The sequence below is a fragment of the Pricia antarctica genome, assembly GCF_900101815.1.
Taxonomy (GTDB): domain Bacteria; phylum Bacteroidota; class Bacteroidia; order Flavobacteriales; family Flavobacteriaceae; genus Pricia; species Pricia antarctica.
This window is the reverse complement of record NZ_FNAO01000017.1, coordinates 1-17,220: the sequence shown is the minus strand read 5'-3', so window position 1 is coordinate 17,220 and position 17,220 is coordinate 1. Positions and strand designations below refer to the sequence as shown.

Below are 17,220 nucleotides of genomic sequence, written 5' to 3'. Positions count from 1 at the left end.
GGTATAGTTCTTTCTTCCTTGCATACCTTCAATTTACGGATTTCCGCGCATCGGTGAAAGCAAAAATTGATGTTTATCGGAGTTGTGCAACAGCCGCGGGGGTTTAAATGCACTCCATACCGAGGAGAGCGTAAGTCGTACTAAATTGATCCATTGGAATCGCAGTATTTACCGACGGCCATTAAAGCATAGAATGACGACTTACAACATATACCATAACCGAATTATAGAAATTCCATCCTATTTTTAATACATTTTAATCCTCAGCGCACGTTTTCGCTCGGATGGGCTTCATACTCCAGAAGGGTCATATAATTTTCAATTATTTATTTTAAACGAAAATTTTTATATATTTAGTGAATTCAAGAGTTGATATCATTCATAATCATAAAATGTCCGATATAGAACTGAAAACATATAACCTAGTTTTTGCAAAAGTCAAAAATAGTAACCGAAAAGCATTCCAAAAGCTTTTCGACCTTTACTGGCAGCAAATGTTCATAGCGGCCAAATCGGTTGTTTTGGATGAAGACGTCGCAAAGGATATCGTACAGGATATTTGGCTGAATATATGGCAGGGACGAAATAGTCTGGATATTCAAAACTTCGAAGGTTATATGTTCAAGTCTGTCCACTACGGATGTTTCAAGTATTTGCGGGACAACAATTTTACTTCAACACATACACAGGCGATAAATCCCTTACAGTTCAGTGTAGCTGCGGATATCGAGAGCCGGTACGATCTGGAGGACACCCAATTGGTCATTGAAACCACCCTTCAAGCGATGCCTTCAAGATGTCAAGAAATTTTTAGATTGAGCAGGTTCGATGATACGTCCAATGACGAAATCGCCTTAAAATTGGGTGTATCCAAGAGGTCAGTTGAAAATCAGATTTCGTTGGCCCTGAAATCTATTCGGCAAAATCTGATACTTGCCCGATCTTCCGCAACAAACCTTTTTCTCCTTATTTATAGTATCCTGCACTAGTCCGGTTCTGGAATCTTTCCCGGTCCAGCACATTCCCAAATGTTAAAGTTCAAAATTTTGTGTGAGTTCGAGGCCAGTTATGGTTCATATAGGTACAGGACCGTACTATGCAAGAGCAGGAATTCAAAAAACTATTGGATAAATATCTTAACAACTCCATTTCCGATTCGGAAATGGAGTTGTTGGAGCAATTCAAAGAAGAACTACTTAGGCTGAACCCGGAACCTTCTTTCAACAGTGATATCCACAAAAAGGAAATAGGGGAATCTATATGGTCCACTGTTAATATGGGAACTGTAAAAAGGAAATTTACAGACCTTAAAAGTTGGGGCAGGTATGCGGCCGCGGCCGTCATCATCGGTTTTATAGCGGCAAGTTATATTTATTTGGACGATACCGCCAGTGTTATTACAACCAACAAACCTGAAAACGCCATTACGCTAGAACTTGAAGATGGTACAATAAAAACCATTGATGAGAAAGGAAATGTCAAGGTTCTGGATACGCAAGGTAAAATTGTTGGACACCAAGAAGGATCAAGTTTAAAATATTCCGATAGCAAGTCCGCAAAAGAGCTAGTATTCAATACTTTGGCCGTGCCCTATGGCAGAACGTTTGAACTTCAATTATCGGATGGTACCGTGGCACATCTCAATGCAGGTTCTTCCATCAAATATCCTGTTCACTTCCTACCGGGCCTGAACCGGGAAGTCCACATTACGGGTGAGGCCTATTTGGAGGTTGCCAAGGATACCGCCCACCCTTTCATCGTAAATGCCAACCAACTGCATATTGAGGTCTGGGGAACACGCTTCAATGTTTCCGCCTATACGGAAGATGAGGCTACCGAAGTTGTTCTCGTGGAAGGTTCGGTAAGTCTTTATACGGAATCGAAAGGAAATGATACACATATATACACTTTTCTAAAACCCGGTTTTAAAGGTAGTCTGGACAAGAACAACAATAATATAAGTACTTCGGAGGTCATTACGGATATCTATACCTCTTGGATAAACGGTAACCTGGTTTTTCGAAATATAACCTTTAACAATATTTTGAAAAAAATGGAGCGACACTACAATATTGTTATTGTAAACAATAATATAGAGATCAAGGACGAGGAATTCAATGCCAATTTTGGGGACGAACCTATTGAAAAAGTACTTGAAGAACTAAGCGCCAACTATGGGGTCGAATATAATTTTACGGATACGGGTATAGTGATCTATTAACCCCCTCTTCAGAATTAACAACCAAAAAGCCCATGAAATAGAACCAAGTAATATCAATTAATGAACGGCCTGACCTGACCTATAAAAAATCGGAAAGTGCAACGAACATTTCTCGATCGGTAAAGGCGATCAAACCAATAACCGCGACTAAAACTATAAAAATATGAAAAAACTTCCTAGGCTCATAAGAAACCTTTATCCGTTGTTCAAATTCAGTTTGAAAATGAAATTCAGTACCCTGCTGCTTCTGGCAACCCTCTTTTCAATGCAGGCAAATGAAACGTTCGGGCAGCGTAACAAGATAACCCTAAATCTAAACGGTGTTACCGTTGGTCGTTTGATAGATGAAATTGAAGGTAGTACGGAATTCGAGTTTGTCTATAGGCTCGATGATGTAGATTTAGAACGAACCGTTTCCGTTAGGGTCAAGAAAGAGTCGATTACAACTGTACTGGACCTAGTGTTCCAAAATACAAGAACCACATATAACCTGACGGATAATAGAGTATACCTTGTCAAAAGAAAGAAGGCAGTTATAAACCTTGACACGATGAACACCACCCCTAAATCCTTTTTACAGCACTCAGTTAGCGGTAGTGTCACCGATTCCAGTGGACAACCCTTGCCAGGTGCGAGCATCGTCGAAAAAGGTACTACGAACGGGGTAACCACCGATTTCGACGGTAATTTTTCAATCGATGTAACCGATTTAGACGCGACATTGGAGATTTCATATGTCGGATTTGCAACCAAGGAAGTAGCCATAAACGGACAGACAAATCTTTTGATCAGTTTACAGGAAGGTGCCGCCAATCTAGACGAGGTGGTAGTGGTAGGCTATGGAACCCAACGCAAGAGAGATGTTACGGGGTCCATATCCTCGGTAAGCACGGAAGAAATAGCACAACGCACACCGGCAAACGTTTTCGAGGCTGTACAGGGCCAGCTGGCAGGCGTGCAGATCAATACGGGTTCCGGGGCTCCCGGTTCGGGGGCATCCATAAGAATCCGTGGTACTTCCACCATCAATGGGGTACCGACCCATTGTACGTGGTAGACGGACAACCTGTGGACAATATCGATAACATCAACCCGAACGACATCCAATCCTTGGAGGTGTTGAAAGACGGTGCTTCCGCCGCGATCTATGGCTCCCGTTCCGCGAACGGTGTGGTCATCGTGACCACTAAATCCGGTAGGGCGGGCAAGACTTCGATTAATGTAAACTATATAAAGAGCTTTAGCAAACTTAGGAAAGTTCCCGTAGCGAACGCCAGGGAAAGACAATTGTACGACCTATTAAGAGGTACGGAGGGTAACGGTCTGGTCGATACCTTGAACCAAATGTACCAGTTAAACAATGATTTCCAGGATCTTTTCTTCCAAACTGCCGCAAAGGACCAGGTAAACGTGAGTCTGTCGTCCGGTGGGGAGAAAACGAAATTTTATTGGAATACCGGACTGATCGACCAAGACGGGCTGACCATCAATAGCAATTTCACGAGGCTCAACACCAGGCTGAACGTAGACCACGACTTTACGGACAATATCCGTATGGGAGTCCGTCTGGGCCTATCGTACGAGGAAACCAAGAATATCGACCAGGCCAATGAAACGGAAGTTATCAGCTCTGCAATCATCAAGGCCGCCTACAGTCCTTACATCGACCCGGACGGTTCTTACATTGCCAGTGCCAACAGTTTTAGGGGCAGGGCCAATATTCTGGACGAACTTTCACGATCCGATGTGCGTTTTAGAAACCTCCGAGGAAACTTTTTCACATATTTGGAATTCGATATCCTTGAAGGTCTGAAGTTCCGCACCAACAACGGTGTCGATTATAACTACACGCGGAACACCTGGTTTCAACCCGAATTCGTCAGCAGTCAAAGTGCCGATATTCAGGCCGAGTTCTTTTCCTCCTTGGATTATAACTGGATACATGAGAGTTTCCTGAATTATGATACCACAATGGGGAAACATGTAATAACCGGTCTGCTCGGCTTTAGCGCGCAGAAATGGGCCCGTCCGGAAGAACGTATCAGGGGCTTATTGGCCAATAATTTAATACCGACCCTGAACAATCTTGGCGGTCTGGAAGCTATAGACCTTAACAATACCTATACGGAAGATCAGAACGATCATTCCCTAATGTCGTTTTTCGGCAGGGCGACCTATGCCTATGATGACAAGTACTTGGTTGCCACCACTTACAGACGCGATGGTTCGTCGCGTTTTGGACCTGAAAACAAATGGGGACTTTTCCCTTCGATAGCACTGGGTTGGCGGTTCAGCAACGAGAAATTCATGGAAAATCTGACCTTCATAAAGGATGCGAAGTTACGGTTCAGTTCCGCCATCACCGGAAACGAGAGAATCAACAATAGGGATTTCGATTTCTTGCTATCCACCTCGAATTTCTATAATGGCCTTAACGGTATCGGGCTTTCCAATCAACTGGGCAACCCTGCCATTCAATGGGAGGAAACCAACCAGACCAATTTTGGACTGGACCTTGCCCTATTTTCCAACCGTTTGAATTTTACTTTCGATTATTATGAAAAGACGACGAGCAAACTACTGGCAAACTTACCACTACCTGCCCAGACCGGCTTTTTACAGACACGTGTGAACGTTGGTGAAGTCAGCAACAATGGGCTCGAACTGACACTGAATGCAACGCCGATAGTCCTGAACGATTTCAGTTGGCAGACCGATTTTAATATTGCCATCAACAACAATAACGTTAACGAACTTGCCGGGGGCGTTCCTATTATATCGGACAACCACATTACGGAAACCGGAAGTCCTTTAGGAAGTTTTTTTGGCTATGGGATAGAGGGCATTTTTGCCTATGACGAGTCCAATGCCTTTACACCGGAGGGCACGCAACTTACCCCGAACTTTTCGGGGGATGGCACATTCACCAATTACACCTTGGACGGTGCTACCTACAACGGTCAGGTAGACCAATTGACCGTTGGTGGAACCGTTAGCGGTGGGGGAGATTATCAGTACATAGACCGCGACGGTAATTTCACCATTGACGGTGATGACCGTAAATTACTGGGCAATCCGTATCCAAAATATTATGGAGGTTGGAGAAATCAGTTTACTTATAAGAACTTGAGATTTTCCTTTTTGTTCGACTATCAGTTCGATGTCGAGGTATTCAACAACTTCTATCAGACCATGTCGAACTTTACCCTGAATTCATGGACGCCAGTACCTTATATAATAAACAATACATATGAAGGGCCTGGCGACGAAACGGCCATATTCCCGGGTGCCAGAAGAAATCAGAACCTTTTGGGCACGACGGCACCGACCTCTTATTGGGTGGAAGAAGCCGATTTTATAAAGCTAAGGAACATAAAACTGACCTATGACCTACCTGACCAATGGATAGAGATCTTGGGCATGCAACGTTTTACCGTTTTCGGCTCGGTCAACAACGCGCTTGTATGGACGAACTATATAGGGCCGGACCCTGAAGTTACGGGAGATAATGTCAGTGCCCTTAACTCGGGCGTAGATAACGGTAGGTATCCAAGAGGCCGTGAATTTCTGCTTGGAATAAATATTAACTTTTAAATCGTTACCGATGAAACTAAATAGATTTATTTTAATAATCATCTTCTTGATTTCAATCGTTTCGTGCGATGATTTCTTGGATACCCCTTCAAAAAGCCAGATTAGTTTATCGGGCTTTTGGCAGACCCGCTCTGATGCCGAACTTGGCGTGGCGGCCATCTACGATGCCATGCAAAAAGCCCTGGAAACCAATTTTTGGAACTGGGGAGAACTCAGGGGCGACAACTTTATACTTAACGATAGGCCCGACGCCTCTGCCGAAGCGGTAATAAGTAATAATCTGACAATTGGCACAGATGGTTCGGATTGGACCACCCTCTACGCTGCCATCGCCAACGCCAATATCGCCATAGAAAAAATCCCAGAAATTTCGGCCTTTGCCAGTCAGGATGGCTTATTGGCCCAAGCTTTGACAATGAGGGCCATGCTTTATTTTTATGCCGTCCGGGTTTGGGGCGATGTTCCGAAGATTACGGAATCTATAAAAGAGGCGAGCGGGGATATCAATAAGCCGAGATCACCAAAAATGGAAATTTACAATGATATAATCCTGCCCGACTTGGTAAGGGCGGAAAGTTTGATTCAGACCGACGCCAACATGAATTTTATATCCCGTGGAAGTCTATTGGCATTAAAGGCTCATGTTTATGCTTGGCCTGGACAGCATCGGAATTACCAAATTACATTGGACGCCATTAACGAGCTGGAAACTTTAGGGTATGCACTGGAAACAACACCCGAAGGATGGATAAACATTTTTCAGGGCAACGAGAGCAGTAGCGAAATCATATTTTGGCTAAAATGGAATTTTGCCGAAGATGGTAACAACGGAGGTGTCGGCGCATTTTCTAGCGGCACTCCGAACCTAGTGCCCGCCGAAACTTTGGAGACAAAATGGGAATCTTCTATACCGGGCGATTACCGGATTCCAGAGACTGCCGCCTTCGATATCGAGATAACCAACCCGGACGAGTTTCCCTTCCTTAGAACATTGACCAAATATTTAGGCGTCTTCACAGATCGGCGCGATCAACAGGATGCTTCTGCCGTAAACGACGTGGATGTTCCGATGTTTAGGCTGAGCGAGCTGTTGTTGCTAAAAGCAGAAGCCCAAAATTATCTGGGCAACGGTTCTGCTGCTTTAGGCATATTAAATGAAATTCGAACGGCACGCACTTTGCCAATTCTCGTCGACGGTACCGATGTAGATTCCGGAAACCAGATTGAGATGCGGGATTTAATATTGGACGAAAGGCAATTCGAGCTCGTGGGCGAAGGACAACGTTTCTGGGATTTGGTCCGTAATGGTGTGGCCGTAGAAGTTATGAGCCAAGTGACCGATATAAAAGGGAATTCCAATGGTCTGGATAACGAAAATGAGATACTATGGCCCATCTCCCAAAATGTATTAAATCGTAATCCTAATATAGAGCAGAACGAGGCTTACAAATAACAGGATTTTTTAAAATCGATAAATATGAAATATACAAAAAAATTTATATCCATAACCAAGTTGTCTTTGGTATTGATACTACTTACAGGTTGTGACTTAGATCTTCAAAAGGAATATGACTTTGATGAAGACGCTAGAATATATGAGCCTAGCCCCGCCTTTGAAACCACTATATGGGAATTCATGAACCAACAACAGTCCGATTTCGGGCTTATGGTAGATGCTATACAGATTGCCGGGCTAGAAAACCTCTATACCGATGGAGGCGATGACAAAACCATACTCATGCTGAGAAACGAGGCCATGCAGGAATTTTTGGATGATCAGGCTGCGGTTTCGCTTGAGGACATACCCATCGAAACATTGCAAAAATTTCTCAGATATCATATAATTACGGAGCGTTTTACTCAAAATGACCTCAATAGTCAAGAAGATGTTCAGTTACAAACATTGATCGAAGGCAACAACGGCCGTATCAATGTTTGGAAATGGCGTAGGTATATGGAACTACAGATCAACAGGGCGGGAAGCCCTGATTTGCCCTCTTCAGCCAAAGGGGCCTCTGTATACCTACATAACTATGAATTTACCAATGGGGTCGGTCATCAGATGCAGAAATTTGTGAGGTGGTCTCCCTTTTAAATAGCTTCCAAAAAAAACTTTCGGATAGCCTGTTTTGTACTCTTTACCAACGGAATATCTTACTCAAAAGAACAAATTCCCAAATTGTAATTATGAACTATTACTACATAATGCTTCTTTCTATTCTGCTATTCTTGAATTCTACATTAGTAGCATCCCAGAAGCAAACCAATGTCGATAAAGTAGCCAACACGGAAAAACCCAATGTGCTGTTCATTGCCATTGACGATTTAAACGACTGGACGGGTTACCTAAAGGGGCACCCCCAGGCACTTACGCCCAATCTGGACCGCTTTGCAAAATCCGGGGTCGCCTTTACCCATGCGTACCCTTCCGCCCCATCGTGTGGGCCGTCCAGAACAGCGATTTTGTTCGGCCTGCATCCATATAAAACAGGTGCCTATGGCAACAGTATCTTTTATTCTCCCAGAAATATGCGGACCTATGCCAGGGTAAACGGCATACCTGATATGTTCCGTTCACGAAAAAGTTTGCCCACGGCCTTTAGGGAAAACGGTTATTATACGGCAGGAACTGGAAAAATCAGCCATTTTTCCACGCGTGAGCCCGACCCCGAAATCGAGGCGGATTTTGAAACCTATTTCAGTCCCCGCAGACAACAAAAGCCAGACTTGAAAAACCCACAGTCTTTTATAAGCAATGATGGATTTTTGACCTTTGGGCCCGTTGCCCCAGATAGCGTAAACCAAATGCTCGATGTCCAGTTTTCCGATTGGGCCGTCAATGAACTAAACAAAGAACATGATAAACCTTTCTTTTTAGCGGTAGGGTTCGTGAAACCACATATGCCGTGGGTCGCGCCCCAATCCTTTTTCGACCGGCTGGATGTTAACGATATTCAACTTCCCGAAGTCCCCAAGAACGATTTGGACGATATTCCCCATGCCGGTAAGATATTCGCACAATCCATGTTCGGTTTTTTTACGAAGGAATTCGAAAGCGATCATCAATACATCACAAAGCGGCCTATGTTCTGGAAAAGGCACGTCCGCGCCTATTTGGCGGCATCGACTTATGCGGACAAGATGCTCGGGAAGGTCTTGGATGCTTTGGATGCCAGTCCCTATGCAGATAATACTATAATCGTGCTATGGGGAGACCATGGCTGGCATTTGGGGGAAAAAGAGCATTGGAGGAAATTTACCCTTTGGGAAAGGGGCACAAGAACCCCATTTATTATCCGGATGCCGAACTCACCATCGAACGGAAAGTCGGTTAGCTCCCCGGTTTCGTTACAGGATATCTATCCTACACTGGTCGATCTTTGTAGACTGGAGATCGACCAAGATTTGGATGGCAATAGTTTAGTGCCATTGCTCAATAACCCCAAAACAGTTTGGGAAAAGCCGGCGCTTATGGGGCACGGGCCGGGAAATTTTGCCGTGCGCCTTGATAGATGGCGTTATATCCGGTATCAAAATGGGGACAGGGAACTTTATGATATTACAAAGGATCCCAAGGAATTCAAGAACTTGGCCGCGATGGCCGAATATAGTGAAATACTCAAAGCATTAGATGAACACGTACCCAAAGATTTTGTCAAACTATATGACCCTTTGTTCGGGCAATTTGAAAACTTGGATACCATGAAGGTTTTTATTAGGTAGAAACCTGTGAAATTTCTGGCAATTGCACCCTTGGTAACGAACGACTTGAAGCATTCTGATTGCTGCGGCCGGTAAAGAGGTGCCGAAATTTATGACATTGGTTTGTAAACTTAAAACACTTTAAAATTAGACTATCATGAAGTATTATTCGACACTATTTCTTTTGCTCTCATTTTTTTGTCAAAGATTGCCCGCACAGACTGTGCAGCGGCCAAATGTAATTGTCATCGACGTAGACGAACTGCGATGGGACGGGCTTGGAATTACGGGACATCCCTTTGTCAAGACACCGAACATCGACCGTATCGCAAGGGAAGGGATGGTTATGGAGAATTCGTTCGTGGTGACCCCCATTTGCGGTCCGAGCAGGGGAAGTATTTTGACTGGGCAGTACGCACATACCAACGGTTCGTACAAAAACACGGTCCCTTATGGATATAACCAGACATTGACAACATATCCTATGCTCTTACAGGCAGCAGGTTATAAGACATGTTTTATAGGAAAATGGGAAACTGGAAAAAACGCGGATATAACCCCCCATCCCGGGTTCGACCGGTGGTTCTGTACAGGCCCTAACCGCGCCTATAAAATGGATCCCACCGTAAACGTGGACGGCGTCCAGACAGAATTCAAGGGCCATGCTACGGATATATCCAGCGATGAGGCCGTGAGGTTCATCAAACAAAATAAAAATGGGCCCTTTAGTGTTTTATTGATGCCAAGGTCGGTACATACGAGCTATGGTACCGAAAATCTTCTTGCGGCGGAAAGGAACAGAAATCTGTACAAGGATGTTCCAATTGTCAGGGCCAAAAGCGCAAACGCCCCTATCGTAAGACAACCTGCATTGCAAGACGTGGAAATGACGCCTCCGACAGATGAGGATATCAGGAACATTTCCCGCATGTTGGTAGATATCGATGATGGGGTCGGCCGGATATTGAAAACCTTGGAGGAGGAAAATCTTCTTGATAAAACGATGATCATTTTTACGGGGGACAACGGATTTTTCTTTGGTGAGCACGGCTTTACCGAAAAACGGGCTCCCTATGAAGAATCCATTAGGGTGCCTTTTTTTGTGAGATACCCGCCCCTTGTAAAGGCAGGCTCTACTTCCGAAGTATCCATTCTGAACATCGATGTGGCACCAACTATCCTATCCCTTGCGGGTGTTCCCGTTCCCAAGAACGTTCAGGGAAGATCCTTCCTTCCCGTTTTTGCAGGTGGCAATCTTAACAAGCCTCGAAAGGCACTCCTTTTTGAATTTTATCCGGAGTATTATGGATTAAAGACAAGGGGGAAAGGGGAGGGAGGTATTCCGGCCTGGAAAGCGGTCCGTACCGATACTTGGAAGTATATAAGTTGGACCGAAATTCCCGATATGGACGAGCTCTACAATTTAAAGGATGACCCCTTTGAGGTGAACAATCTGATTCAAGACGGCGAATACCTTCTAATAGTAGAAAAGATGAAAAAGGAACTAGATGAACAGAAAAAAATGTACGACGACCCCGGAATTTTATTTCAACTGACATCTTCCTATGCTAAGACCGAAAAGTAATATAATTGTTCGATTATCCCTTTTGAAGGAACGCGCATTGTTGGGAATCCCCAAAGAATTATCCATTTGACCAAAGATATAAATCCTATGAATATAAAAAACCGTAGAAAGTTTATTAAAAATTCCTTATTCGGCGGTATTTCCCTGGGGGGGATGGTGCTTGCCCCCACAGGTGCACTGATTGCCGCGGCCCCCTCCGAGTCGAACCGGCAATCGGACAAGTATGCCCCTGACCGGCAATTTTATCTGTCGCGCTATGTACCGAACCTAGGGTATAGCGATACCGCGGACCTTGTCTCGAACACCGCCACGGCGAGGTACAAACCTATTTTCGGGGAGGGGGATAAAGATGGGGCACATCTCAACGGCATCACTCGGATCGGGGAGCTGACCTTAGACCCCGGGGGCAGGAGTACTGTAATAAAACGCCCCGACGAGGAATATGTGCTCTATGTTACGGAAGGGAAGGGCTCTTTGCTATATGATGAAAAAAAAATTCCGCTCAAGACCAACGATTTTATGTATGTCCCGGCAGGGGTCGGACATGGTATAACGAATTTGAGCGATAAGCCGATAAAAGTGTTCTTGATGGGTTACAGATTGGGGGACAAAAAAGACTACAGTCCGAAAGAGGAGCTACAGATCGCCAATTCAGACGACGTCGAACTTCAGGTCCTGGGCAGCCATGGCCCGTCCACGCAATACAAACTGCTCATGGGCGATACGACCAGCGACAGGGATAGATTGGCGGCCGCGTCGCTGGTGAAAAGCCTGTTCATCATGGACTTCGCACCGCGCGGAACGAACAACCCCCATCATCATAAGACCCAGGAAGAAGTGTACTTTGTATTAAAGGGCAGCGGGTATATGATCGCCGGTCTGGATAAGCACGGCAACGACGATCGACATCCCTGTCAGGAAGGGGATGCCTTTTACTGGGCCGCGGGAACCGAACTGGGTTTCTATAGCCTGAACAAGGAAGGCGAGGAACATTCCATTATTTTGGCCATCCGCTCCGACGATCCGTCCAAACCCCAATCGAAAAAAGAATAAACCATAATCAATACTATGAAAGATAGACGAAGTTTCATAAAAAATTCCGTGCTCGGTGGCATTACGCTAAGTGGGATGATGTTCTCCCCGATAGAGGACATAGTGGCCGCCACCACTTCCAATGTCGATCGGTCTTCCGGCCCCTCAAACCTGAAAATTACCGATCTGCGCTATGTCATAGTGGAACATCTGGGAAGGCCCTGCCCGATCCTACGCATAGATACGAACCAGGATATCCATGGTCTAGGGGAGGTGCGCGATGGCGGGGACAAGAAATATGCGCTACTTCTGAAAAAGCTCTTGCTGGGCCAAAATCCGTGCAATGTGGAAATGATTTTCAAAAATCTCAAACCACATGGTACACACGGCCGCCTTGGAGGAGGTGTCAGCGGGGTCGAAATGGCCTTGTGGGATTTGGCCGGGAAAGCTTATGGCGCACCGGTGTGGCAACTATTGGGCGGGAAATACCGCGATAAAGTCCGTCTTTATGCGGATACACATGCCGATATGGATTTTGACCTTATAGTAAAAAAGGTAAAACAGCGTGTCGACAACGAGGGCTATACATGGTTGAAGATGACCCGTTGCTACAGAGTTGCCGAAGGAATCCCCGGCGGCTATTACAGAGAGGGGTCCCGCAGGCTCTCACAAAAGGGCATAGACGGAATCGCCGAATATCTGCACACGGTGCGCAGGGCAGTGGGCCCCGAAATTCCGATCAGTGCGGACCATTTCGGGGACAGCTCCGTGGGCAACATGATCCGGTTGGGAAATGCGCTCGAACCGGCGAGGTTGGCGTGGATGGAGGAACCCGTAAACTGGAGAAGGCCAGATCAGCTCAAAGCGGTCTCGGGGGCGATAGGAACCCCAGTCGCCTCGGGAGAGGACATCTATGGCAGGGAAACGTTCCAGAACCTATGCGACCTGCATGCGGTGGATATCGTCCATCCGGACATGGCCACGGCCGGCGGTATCCTTGAGACCAAGAAGATAGGGGATTACGCCGAGGACCATGGTATCGGCCAGGCCCTCCACTATGCGGGTACGCCGGTCTCGTTCATGGCCAACGTCCATTGTGCGGCCGCCACCCAGAACTGTGCCGTTCTGGAATTCCATCCGGAAGGTGACGAGATACCGGAGTGGACAAAAATTGTTAAGACGATCGACGGACAGCCGCTGATAACCCAAGGCTCTGCACACGTTCCCGATTCGCCGGGATTGGGAATTGAACTGGACATGGAGCATATCAAAACAATTCTCCATCCGTCGGACCGGTCGATTTTTGCCAGAACATCGGAATGGGATAAACAGTAGATCGACCCCCTGTCCTAAAAGATGCTGATTCAAATGCAAATATTACTTGGCCTGTTGTCTATATACATTTCAAAAAAATTGATAAAACATAGTACCGTTTGGGCGAATGTCAATTAATTATAATCAGGAATATGAAGCGTTACATACAACTTTCAATATTTTGCATAGTATTATCACTAGATGTGAATTTTATATCCGCCCAAATAATTTCCAAGGAGGAATTGGTTTTTTTGACCTCTGAGTGGCATGGAGAAAGGTTCGATGACGGCCGCCCCAAAATATCCGATGAATTACTGGAACGCGAAATTAAGATTGGCATCGACGATGCATGGACGGTTCTGGAAAGCGAAGGCTATACGAACCAATTCGAGGGCGGTTGGAAATTAGTGCATGATGATGTGCCCATTGTAGGTTGTGCCCTTACGGCGCTTTTCATGCCCAGCCGCCCGGACGTGGAAAAAAGATTAAGGAGAGGGGCATAAATCATCAGGGCCGAAAAGGCAACACAAATGCATGGCCCATAGAGGTTTTGTTACCGGGCGATGTCTACGTGGAGGATAGTTTCGGAAAAATCGATGCAGGTACCCTGATGGGCGCCATACTGGCGACTTCTATATATAGCAGATTTGGCAATGGTGTTGTTTTCAACGGAAGTGCACGTAATCTGGAAAGTATTGGCAAGATAAAGGGATTCAATGCATTTGTGCGCGATTTCCATCCATCCTTTCTCGAAGAGGAGGTACTCATGGGCTTAAATACCCCTATACGTATCGGACGTGTGATGGTACTACCTGGCGACCTTGTACTCGCGAAGATGGAAGGGATCCTGTTCATTCCCGCACATCTGGCCGAGCAGGTGGTCGGTACGGCGGAGTTCGGACGTCTTTGGTTTCCAAATGGTAAGTTCCAAACAACATACCACGGGCGAGATAGACAGCCAGTGGACGGACAAGGTCAGGGATAATTTTGTGATATGGCTCAAAGAACATCCCGAACCTGGCAAGATGACCAAGGAACAAGTGGATAAAATATTGAGCAAGCGAACGTGGTGATAGTTTTACCTTTTTTCACCGATTCTCTAATCCCGTCGGAAATCGATCATCGGCCGAGGTCTTCAAATGTTTCCGACAAATTTCTGTTTTGGAAATAAAGAATAATAGTCAAATGAAAGGAGAGTCCTATAATTTAAAATTACGATAACTAGATGTTTGTTCATGCAGTCACAATGAATCAAACATAAATATAATGAGCGAATCATTGTGCAAATTTATTAGGGAGAACATGTTGTTCGACAAGCCATTTGCAAAAGAAAAACTGTCGGAGACAGAAGATTTAATGGAAAAAATCGCCATGAGGAGGCCGGGGGAGAACCCGAACGGCCTAAGTATTTCAACTAAGATTTTGTAGGCTTTAGGGAGGGCAAACTATACCTTGAACCAAGTCCGGGACTTGGAGTAAAATTCGACGCGAAGAAAGCCGATTTTATAATGGAGATAACCGAAAAGACGAAATTTCCGCATCCAGGCTTGAAAGCCCCCCGATGGTTCCATCCATAACTGGTAGCACGTTTTATTGATCCTATCAAATGTTCAACTTAAATTTTTTACAACATGGAAAAGAAATGTCAATTGAAATCAACGATGGTAATTTTCATCTCCTTTTTCCTTTTAAGCCTTAATAGTATGGCCCAGAAAGAAAACGGTAACATCACGAAGGAAACCGCACAATGGTACAATAGCCATAATTGGCTAAATGGCCTGAAGCTAAAGCCCCATCGGTCCATAGACCAAAAGGAATTCGCAAGACAATACCGCGACAACAAAACGGGATGGGACAAAGCCTTTGAGTACCTGAGGACAACCGATCTTGAAGATATCGGGCCCGGTACTTTCCAAATAGACGGTAAAAATGTGTACGTTATCATAACCGAAGGCCCCGGGAAAACATTCGAACAGGGAAAGTGGGAATCGCATCGGCATTATAGCGATATCCAATACGTCATCAAGGGGAAGGAATGGATGGGCATCGAACCTTTTACATCACTTAAGCTTACCGAGCCCTATGACGGCCCTAAGGACATAGCCTTTTATACAGGGGAAGGAAAATATTATATCGGGGACCCGGAACAGTTCTTTATTTTCTTTCCGCAGGATGCCCATCGTCCGGGGATCAAGGTCGATGACGATGCGCCGGTAAAGAAGATAGTAATCAAGGTAAGGACAGGGGAATGAATTTGTACCACTGTTGTTGGCCATACTCGCCCGGTCTCTTCCCTGGAGCGGGCAGGTAGGGCAATAATGATAAAACTCGATAGGATGAAAGAATATTTATTGTGCTGTGATTGGGGAACATCCTCTTTCCGGTTACAGTTGGTAAACATTGATGATCAACAGGTTATCGGTGAAGTGCGTTCCACCGATGGTATCTCCGATACCTTCAATGCCTGGAAAAACGAGGAAGGGACGAGCAGCAATTCCCGGGATCGGTTTTTCCGGCAACGGTTAAGAAAGCAAGTAGATGTATTATCCCAAAAGTCATCCATTGAACTGGATGATGTTCCAATAGTGATTTCCGGGATGGCCTCGTCCTCTATAGGCCTTAAGGAGCTCCCATATGCTACATTGCCCTTTCCCGTGGACGGAAGCGATGCAAGTATCGTGCATCTTGATCCACAGGAGGATTTCCCCCATCATATCCTGCTCATCTCGGGTGTCCGAAGCGACACCGATGTAATGCGGGGCGAGGAGACACAGCTGATCGGGTTGGCGTCCTCACCTCATTTGTCGAAGAACCTATTGAAAGAATCTATTCTGATATTCCCGGGAACGCATTCCAAACATATTGTACTGAGTGATAACCGGCTGATCGACTTCCAGACCTTTATGACCGGTGAGATTTTCGGCCTAATGGCCGATCACAGTATTTTAAAACAATCGGTCGAGACCAAAGGTTTGAATAAATACGCCCAAAATGAATTGGATGTGTTTAAATCAGGTGTTGACAAATCAAAATCCGCTAATGTGCTGAACAGTTTATTTACTGTCAGAACGAACCAGCTTTTCAGTAAGTTAAATAAGGAACAAAACTTCCTTTTTTTAAGTGGGCTGTTAATCGGAGCGGAACTAAACCATCTTCGCCAAAAACTGGGATGTCAATTGATTTTGTGCAGTGGCAGTAAATTATTTGAATTTTACAAATTGGCCTTTGAGGAGCTCGACCTGTTAAAAAGGACTATTTTGATTTCCGATGAATTGGTCGATAAGGCCGCTATTTCCGGCCAGATCAAAATATTCCAAAATGAATCGTTAAAATCAAAGGGGCTAAGCTTATGAGAGAAAATCCATTTTTTTGGGAACTGTTTTCAAAAGTCCCGATTATCGGAATAGTAAGAAATTTGGCTTTTGATGATCTGAAGAATATTCTGCCGCAATTCCATGATGCCGGCCTGACGAACATAGAGATAACGATGAATACCGCACGGGCAGGAGAGATGATTAAGTATGCCGTTGATAATTATTCCACTAGCATGAATATAGGTGCGGGAACCGTTTGTAGCGAGGACGACCTGAACAAGGCCCTTGATGCCGGGGCCCGGTTTATCGTAACACCCATTATTAATGAAAAAGTTATCCTGAACTGTGTGGACAAAAAAATTCCTATTTTCCCGGGGGCCTTTACCCCATCGGAAATTTACAGGGCATGGTCAATGGGTGCTTCCATGATAAAGATATTTCCGGCGACAACTGTTGGC

At 45.2% G+C, this 17,220-nt stretch carries 14 protein-coding genes and 1 pseudogene; all 15 read left to right on the top strand.

Annotated elements, in window-relative coordinates; genetic code table 11:
- Positions 1-392: 392 nt before the first annotated feature.
- A complete protein-coding gene (locus BLT07_RS19945) occupies positions 393-989 on the top strand; it encodes an RNA polymerase sigma-70 factor (RefSeq protein WP_091874244.1) in 597 nt (198 codons plus the stop codon).
- A 107-nt stretch (positions 990-1,096) separates the two neighbouring features.
- Positions 1,097-2,221, top strand: a complete 1,125-nt coding sequence (locus tag BLT07_RS19940; RefSeq protein WP_091874242.1) for a FecR family protein — start codon at positions 1,097-1,099, stop codon at positions 2,219-2,221.
- A gap of 163 nt (positions 2,222-2,384) precedes the next feature.
- Positions 2,385-5,812: pseudogene (locus tag BLT07_RS19930) on the top strand (carboxypeptidase-like regulatory domain-containing protein); the annotation flags it as partial.
- Between the two features lie 13 nt (positions 5,813-5,825).
- On the top strand, positions 5,826-7,268 hold the full coding sequence (locus BLT07_RS19925) for a RagB/SusD family nutrient uptake outer membrane protein (protein WP_091874236.1): 1,443 nt from the start codon (positions 5,826-5,828) through the stop codon (positions 7,266-7,268).
- Between the two features lie 24 nt (positions 7,269-7,292).
- Positions 7,293-7,910 (top strand): fasciclin domain-containing protein, encoded by a 618-nt coding sequence (locus BLT07_RS19920; protein WP_091874234.1) that lies wholly within the window; start codon positions 7,293-7,295, stop codon positions 7,908-7,910.
- Between the two features lie 92 nt (positions 7,911-8,002).
- Entirely contained in the window at positions 8,003-9,538 is a 1,536-nt protein-coding gene (locus tag BLT07_RS19915; RefSeq protein ID WP_091874231.1) for a sulfatase, read from the top strand.
- A gap of 136 nt (positions 9,539-9,674) precedes the next feature.
- Positions 9,675-11,102: a sulfatase-like hydrolase/transferase gene (locus BLT07_RS19910; RefSeq protein ID WP_091874229.1), complete on the top strand. Its 1,428-nt coding sequence runs from the start codon at positions 9,675-9,677 to the stop codon at positions 11,100-11,102.
- An 87-nt stretch (positions 11,103-11,189) separates the two neighbouring features.
- Positions 11,190-12,155 (top strand): cupin domain-containing protein, encoded by a 966-nt coding sequence (locus BLT07_RS19905; protein WP_139205180.1) that lies wholly within the window; start codon positions 11,190-11,192, stop codon positions 12,153-12,155.
- Between the two features lie 15 nt (positions 12,156-12,170).
- Positions 12,171-13,469 (top strand): mandelate racemase/muconate lactonizing enzyme family protein, encoded by a 1,299-nt coding sequence (locus BLT07_RS19900; RefSeq protein ID WP_091874224.1) that lies wholly within the window; start codon positions 12,171-12,173, stop codon positions 13,467-13,469.
- 131 nt (positions 13,470-13,600) lie between these two features.
- Positions 13,601-13,951, top strand: coding sequence for an RraA family protein (locus tag BLT07_RS21500; protein WP_245726620.1), 351 nt, complete (start codon positions 13,601-13,603; stop codon positions 13,949-13,951).
- Positions 13,952-13,998: 47 nt separating this feature from the next.
- The gene (locus BLT07_RS21495) at positions 13,999-14,433 is read left to right on the top strand and encodes an RraA family protein (RefSeq protein WP_245726619.1); all 435 of its coding nucleotides are present in this window, start codon (positions 13,999-14,001) and stop codon (positions 14,431-14,433) included.
- Positions 14,434-14,714: 281 nt separating this feature from the next.
- On the top strand, positions 14,715-14,876 hold the full coding sequence (locus BLT07_RS21150) for a hypothetical protein (RefSeq protein WP_175455392.1): 162 nt from the start codon (positions 14,715-14,717) through the stop codon (positions 14,874-14,876).
- Positions 14,877-15,079: 203 nt separating this feature from the next.
- On the top strand, positions 15,080-15,700 hold the full coding sequence (locus BLT07_RS19885) for a NanQ anomerase/TabA/YiaL family protein (protein WP_091874222.1): 621 nt from the start codon (positions 15,080-15,082) through the stop codon (positions 15,698-15,700).
- Between the two features lie 84 nt (positions 15,701-15,784).
- A complete protein-coding gene (locus BLT07_RS19880; protein ID WP_091874219.1) occupies positions 15,785-16,801 on the top strand; it encodes a 2-dehydro-3-deoxygalactonokinase in 1,017 nt (338 codons plus the stop codon).
- On the top strand, positions 16,798-17,220 hold a 423-nt coding region (locus BLT07_RS19875; protein ID WP_091874217.1), incomplete at its 3' end, for a bifunctional 4-hydroxy-2-oxoglutarate aldolase/2-dehydro-3-deoxy-phosphogluconate aldolase. The genes BLT07_RS19880 and BLT07_RS19875, both read left to right, overlap by 4 nt.

What these genes read in the sequence shown, in the direction of transcription:
- BLT07_RS21150 (WP_175455392.1), top strand. Translation starts at nt 14,715, where the DNA reads ATGAGCGAATCATTGTGCAAATTTATTAGGGAGAACATGTTGTTCGAC.
- BLT07_RS19910 (WP_091874229.1), top strand. Translation starts at nt 9,675, where the DNA reads ATGAAGTATTATTCGACACTATTTCTTTTGCTCTCATTTTTTTGTCAA.
- BLT07_RS21500 (WP_245726620.1), top strand. Translation starts at nt 13,601, where the DNA reads ATGAAGCGTTACATACAACTTTCAATATTTTGCATAGTATTATCACTA.
- BLT07_RS19900 (WP_091874224.1), top strand. Translation starts at nt 12,171, where the DNA reads ATGAAAGATAGACGAAGTTTCATAAAAAATTCCGTGCTCGGTGGCATT.
- BLT07_RS19920 (WP_091874234.1), top strand. Translation starts at nt 7,293, where the DNA reads ATGAAATATACAAAAAAATTTATATCCATAACCAAGTTGTCTTTGGTA.
- BLT07_RS19940 (WP_091874242.1), top strand. Translation starts at nt 1,097, where the DNA reads ATGCAAGAGCAGGAATTCAAAAAACTATTGGATAAATATCTTAACAAC.
- BLT07_RS19915 (WP_091874231.1), top strand. Translation starts at nt 8,003, where the DNA reads ATGAACTATTACTACATAATGCTTCTTTCTATTCTGCTATTCTTGAAT.
- BLT07_RS19905 (WP_139205180.1), top strand. Translation starts at nt 11,190, where the DNA reads ATGAATATAAAAAACCGTAGAAAGTTTATTAAAAATTCCTTATTCGGC.
- BLT07_RS19885 (WP_091874222.1), top strand. Translation starts at nt 15,080, where the DNA reads ATGGAAAAGAAATGTCAATTGAAATCAACGATGGTAATTTTCATCTCC.
- BLT07_RS19880 (WP_091874219.1), top strand. Translation starts at nt 15,785, where the DNA reads ATGAAAGAATATTTATTGTGCTGTGATTGGGGAACATCCTCTTTCCGG.
- BLT07_RS19925 (WP_091874236.1), top strand. Translation starts at nt 5,826, where the DNA reads ATGAAACTAAATAGATTTATTTTAATAATCATCTTCTTGATTTCAATC.
- BLT07_RS19945 (WP_091874244.1), top strand. Translation starts at nt 393, where the DNA reads ATGTCCGATATAGAACTGAAAACATATAACCTAGTTTTTGCAAAAGTC.